General features: G+C 75.8%; 5 protein-coding genes and 1 pseudogene. 1 reads left to right on the forward strand and 5 read right to left on the reverse strand.

Annotated elements, in window-relative coordinates; translation table 11 throughout:
* From ABD308_RS00050 to ABD308_RS00065, 4 genes and pseudogenes are all read right to left on the reverse strand, one after another.
* Positions 1-402, reverse strand: a pseudogene (locus tag ABD308_RS00050) (SIS domain-containing protein); the annotation flags it as partial.
* A 92-nt stretch (positions 403-494) separates the two neighbouring features.
* A complete protein-coding gene (locus tag ABD308_RS00055; RefSeq protein ID WP_344321698.1) occupies positions 495-677 on the reverse strand; it encodes a Trm112 family protein in 183 nt (60 codons plus the stop codon).
* Between the two features lie 101 nt (positions 678-778).
* The gene (locus ABD308_RS00060; RefSeq protein ID WP_344321705.1) at positions 779-2,161 is read right to left on the reverse strand and encodes a phosphomannomutase/phosphoglucomutase; all 1,383 of its coding nucleotides are present in this window, start codon (positions 2,159-2,161) and stop codon (positions 779-781) included.
* A gap of 198 nt (positions 2,162-2,359) precedes the next feature.
* On the reverse strand, positions 2,360-2,725 hold the full coding sequence (locus ABD308_RS00065) for a DUF3499 domain-containing protein (RefSeq protein ID WP_344321712.1): 366 nt from the start codon (positions 2,723-2,725) through the stop codon (positions 2,360-2,362).
* A 164-nt stretch (positions 2,726-2,889) separates the two neighbouring features.
* On the opposite strand from ABD308_RS00065, the gene ABD308_RS00070 reads away from it, so the two are divergent.
* Positions 2,890-3,342, forward strand: coding sequence for a metallopeptidase family protein (locus ABD308_RS00070; RefSeq protein ID WP_344321718.1), 453 nt, complete (start codon positions 2,890-2,892; stop codon positions 3,340-3,342).
* Positions 3,343-3,433: 91 nt separating this feature from the next.
* Here ABD308_RS00070 and ABD308_RS00075 read toward each other — a convergent pair.
* On the reverse strand, positions 3,434-4,655 hold a 1,222-nt coding region (locus ABD308_RS00075; RefSeq protein WP_344321720.1), incomplete at its 5' end, for a DUF5719 family protein.

Consider the following 4,655-nt stretch of genomic DNA (forward strand, 5'->3'; position numbering starts at 1 on the left):
GAGGCCGCGCTCGCCACCGCCGGCGGAGCTGATCACCAGCAGGTCGAGCGGGCCGGCCCAGCCGGGGAGCTGCCAGGCCAGGCCGGCGGTGAAGGCGGCCGGGGCGGTCGCCCGGTCGGGGCGCGGGACCGGCGCGGCGTCGGTGGGCGGCAGCGGGGCGACCAGACTGGCGGTGCCGGCCAGGGCGGCCAGCATCTCGCCGGCGGTCAGCGCACTGCCGTGCCCGGCGACCAGGACGGCGCGCGGACGGCCGTCGGGGCGCAGCCGGTCCAGGCCGGCGGCGTCGGCGAGCCGCAGGGCGGTGCGGACCCGGGCGCCGGAGCCGGCGAGGGCGAGCAGCGCGCGGTCGTGGTCGGCGCGCTGGAGGGCGGCCGGGTCGTCGAGCAGGGTGTCGTCGAGCATGCGGCGGGCCTCCGGCTGGTGGCTGGGCGCTGAGGACGGCGGACGGCGGACGGCGGGCGCGGGACGGGGCAGGACGGGCCGCCCCTCCAGGATCAGGCGGGGCGGCGGGCCTCGTCCACCAGCAGGACCGGAATGCCGTCGCGCACCGGGTAGACCAGGCCGCAGCCCTCGCCGGTGCAGACCAGCTCGGGCTGCTCCTCGGTGCCGCCCTCGGTGAGCGCGGCCCGGCACTGCGGGCAGACCAGGATCTCCAGCAGGAAGGATTCGAGCTTCATGGCGTTCGGTCTCCGGTCTCGGTGCGGGGGTTGCGGCGGGACGGCACGGCGGTGCCCCGGCCGAGAGGAAACCCTACCGGCCGGGGCATCGGGGCCGTACGTCAGGCGCGGACCACGGCCAGCACGCCGTCGCGCAGCTCGGCCATCCTCGCCGGGTCCTTCGCCTCGACGTTCAGGCGCAGCAGCGGCTCGGTGTTGGAGGCGCGCAGGTTGAACCACCAGTCCGGCCCGGCCACGGTGAGGCCGTCCAGCTCGTCGACGGTGGTGCCCTCGACGGCGAAGGCGGCGCGGACGGCGGCGGTGCGGCCGGCCTGGTCGGCGACGGTGCTGTTGATCTCGCCGGAGGCGGCGTACCGGTCGTACTCGGCGGTGAGCCCGGAGAGGGTGCCCGGCTGCCCGCCGAGGGCGGCCAGCACGTGCAGCGCGGCGAGCATGCCGGTGTCGGCGCGCCAGAAGTCGCGGAAGTAGTAGTGCGCGGAGTGCTCGCCGCCGAAGACGGCGTCGGTGACGGCCATCTCCTGCTTGATGAAGGAGTGGCCGACGCGGGTGCGCACGGGGGTGCCGCCGAGCTCGCGGACCACCTCGGGGACGGTCCAGGAGGTGATCAGGTTGTGGATGATGGTCGGCTCGGCCTCGCCGGCGGCCTTGGCGCGGGCGATCTCGCGGGCGGCGACCAGGGCGGTGATGGCGGACGGGGAGACCGGCTCGCCGCGCTCGTCGACGACGAAGCAGCGGTCGGCGTCGCCGTCGAAGGCGAGGCCGAGGTCGGCGCCGACCTCGCGGACCCTGGCCTGCAGGTCGACCAGGTTCTTCGGGTCGAGCGGGTTGGCCTCGTGGTTGGGGAAGGTGCCGTCCAGCTCGAAGTACATCGGGACGAGCTCGATCGGCAGGCCGTCGAAGACGGTGGGCACGGTGTGGCCGCCCATGCCGTTGCCGGCGTCGACGACGACCTTGAGCGGGCGGATGGCGGTGAGGTCGACCAGGCCGAGCAGGTGGTCGGCGTAGCCGCGCAGGGTCTCCCGCTCGGAGAGGGTGCCCGGGCGGACGTCGCGCGCCGGGACGGTGACGGTGTCGTCCTCGGCGGTCCAGGACTCGACCAGCTCGCGGATCTCGGCGAGGCCGGTGTCCTGGCCGACCGGGGCGGCGCCGGCCCGGCAGAGCTTGATGCCGTTGTACTCGGCCGGGTTGTGGCTGGCGGTGAACATCGCGCCGGGCAGGTCGAAGGCGCCGCTGGCGTAGTACAGCTGGTCGGTGGAGCAGAGGCCGATCCGCACGACGTCGGCGCCGTAGCCGGCCGCGCCCTCGGCGAAGGCCAGGGTCAGCGACGGGGAGGAGGGCCGCATGTCGTGGCCGACCACGATCGCGGTCGCGCCGGTGACCTGCACGAACGCGGCGCCGAAGGCGCGGGCGAGGTTCTCGTCCCACTGGTCCGGGACGACGCCCCGTACGTCGTACGCCTTCACGAGCTGCTTGAGGTCGCGCACTGCGGCTCCACCTTGGTTCCGTGTCTGTTCGGCGAACGCGCCGGCGGCCTGGCCGGCGGGCTGATCGCCCGTGGTCTCGGTACGACCGGGCGGGGCGGCGGGCGCCACCCGGTACAGGGGGGCAGCGTACCCGGGCGGGCGGAACGGTTCGTGCGGGGGCGGGAGCCGGACGCGGGCGGGCGCGGGCCGGGCGGCGGCTCAGTTGTCGGGCGAGCGCAGCACCCGGAGGTGGCCGCGGCGGCCGGCCTCGGTGGACTCGCCCTCGGGGGCGCGGCCCTGACGCGGGGTCTGCGGGCGGGCGGCCTCGCGGACGGCGTTGGCGAGCGCTTCGAGGTCGTCGCTGCTGCGGCGCAGCGGCCCTGCCTCGGCGAGGAGCCGGACCACCTCCCAGCCGCGCGGGGCGGTGAGGCGCTCGGCGTGCTCGGCGCACAGGTCGTAGCAGTGCGGCTCGGCGTAGGTGGCGAGCGGTCCGAGGACGGCGGTGGAGTCCGCGTAGACGTACGTCAGCGTCGCGACGGCCGGACGGCCGCACGCGGTCCGCGAACAACGACGTACAGAGCTCACGAGGGTGGACGGTACAGCACTCCCCGCCGGGGAGCGAAGACCGCCTGTCCGGAGGGTGTGCCGTGTCGTCGCCCGCGCGCCGCCCGGGTGCTCCGCTCGCCCCGGGCGAACAGCTGCCGGGGTGGTCCACTTCCTGGCGTCCAAGGACTACTCTCGGCAGTGATATGGACAGCTCCGCACCGCAGTCATCAACGGGCCCCTCACGCCGCCCGCGGCACCGTGACCGGCACGGCCGGGGTCTGCGCGGCCCGCTGGCGCCGCCGCAGGTCCCGATCTCGCTCACCCGCTCCGAGTTGTTCGACGACTACGTGCGCGAGTCGGTGGAACGGCTGGAGCGGCGCTGGCCGCAGCTGATCGAGGTGGAGTTCGCCGTCCAGGAGGTGCCGCTGCACGAGTCGGACGGCACCGATCCGGACGGCGGGGTGCCGCTGGGCCGGGTCTCGCCCGGGCGGCAGGGGCGCAAGAGCCAGATCGTGGTGTACCGGCGGCCGGTGGAGATCCGGGCGAAGTCGCGGGAGGACCGCGCGGCGCTGGTGCACGAGATCCTGATCGAGCAGGTGGCGGAGCTGCTGGGGCTCTCCCCCGACGCCATCGACCCGCGCTACGACGAGGACTGAGACGAGGGCCGGGCCGGCGCGGACCGGCCCGGAACGCCCGAGGGGCCGTACCCGATCGCCGGGTCCGGCCCCTCCTCCGTTCGTCGCGCGGTCAGCGCAGGACCACGCCCGGGTCCTGGGCGGCGTGCGGGACCTTGACGCTGGAGCGGTCGTCGCGCAGCGCCTGGATGGTGAACATCGGCACGTCCTTGCTGGGGATCGCGAGCATCCGGGCGGCGGCGACCGGGCCGCCGGTGACGGTCTCCACGGTGAGCGCGAAGGCGCCGTTCAGTCCGGCGGGCTCGGGCGCCGGGAGGGCGACGGTGCCGCCGGCCGGCAGCTGGACCTCCTGGGTGGCGGGGGTGCCGCCGCCGGTGCCGGCCGAGGAGGTGACCCGGACGGTGGCGGCCTCGCCGGTGGAGGTGAGGAAGAGCGTGGACGCTCCGCCGCCGCGGTTGTCGGCGACGGTGGCGCGGGCGCCGACCGGCACGGTGCCGGCCAGCCAGGCGGCGTCGGACTTGCCGTTGGCGGCGGCGCGGTCGATCCGCAGGCCGGCCACCACCGGGGTGGGGTGCTTGTCGTCGCTGGGCGACAGCCGCAGGCCGGCCACCTCGTCGCGGGTCACCTTGCCGAGGTCGACGGCGGCCACCATGCCGGCCTTGACGTGGATGGACTCGCTGCCGGCCGGGGTGAACCAGCCGTTCTTGCCGGAGAGCTCGATCTTCAGGTCGGCGTCGTCCTCCGGCGGGGCCCAGACGACCAGGCGGGCGGCCGTGGTGTCGGCGGGCAGGCCGGGCAGCACCTGGACGGGCGCCGGGTCGGCGGAGGCGGGCACCCAGTCGGCGCCCTTGCCGCCGTCGGCGGCGTGCAGGGCGGCGCCGATCCGGCCGGTGCGGGCGACCACCTGCACGGCGAGGTCGGCGACCTGACCCTTGCTCAGGGTGGACAGCAGCACCGACTGGGAGCTGCCGGGGGCGATGCTGATGCCGTGGGCGGCGTCGTTCTCGATCAGGCCCTTGTCTCCGTAGAGCTTGAGGTCGACCACGGCGGCGCTGGTCTCGGTGTTGACCAGGCTGATGTAGTCGGTGCGGCCCTCGGCGGTGGAGGCTCCGGCGAACCAGAAGCCGGTGCCGGACGGCGTGCAGGTGATCCCGGACAGGCCAAGGCCGCGCTGCTCGGTGACGGTGGTGGTCTGGGTGACGGTGAAGCCGGGGGCGAGCGCGCCGGTGGCGACGGCCCCGGCGCCGGGGGCGAGGTCGCCGTTGGCGGCGGGGGCGGTCACCGGGGTGCCGGGCTTGGCCAGGGTGAGCCGGGCGTCGGCCGGGGCGGCGTCC

It is taken from the genome of Kitasatospora putterlickiae (assembly GCF_039527695.1).
Taxonomy (GTDB): domain Bacteria; phylum Actinomycetota; class Actinomycetes; order Streptomycetales; family Streptomycetaceae; genus Kitasatospora; species Kitasatospora putterlickiae.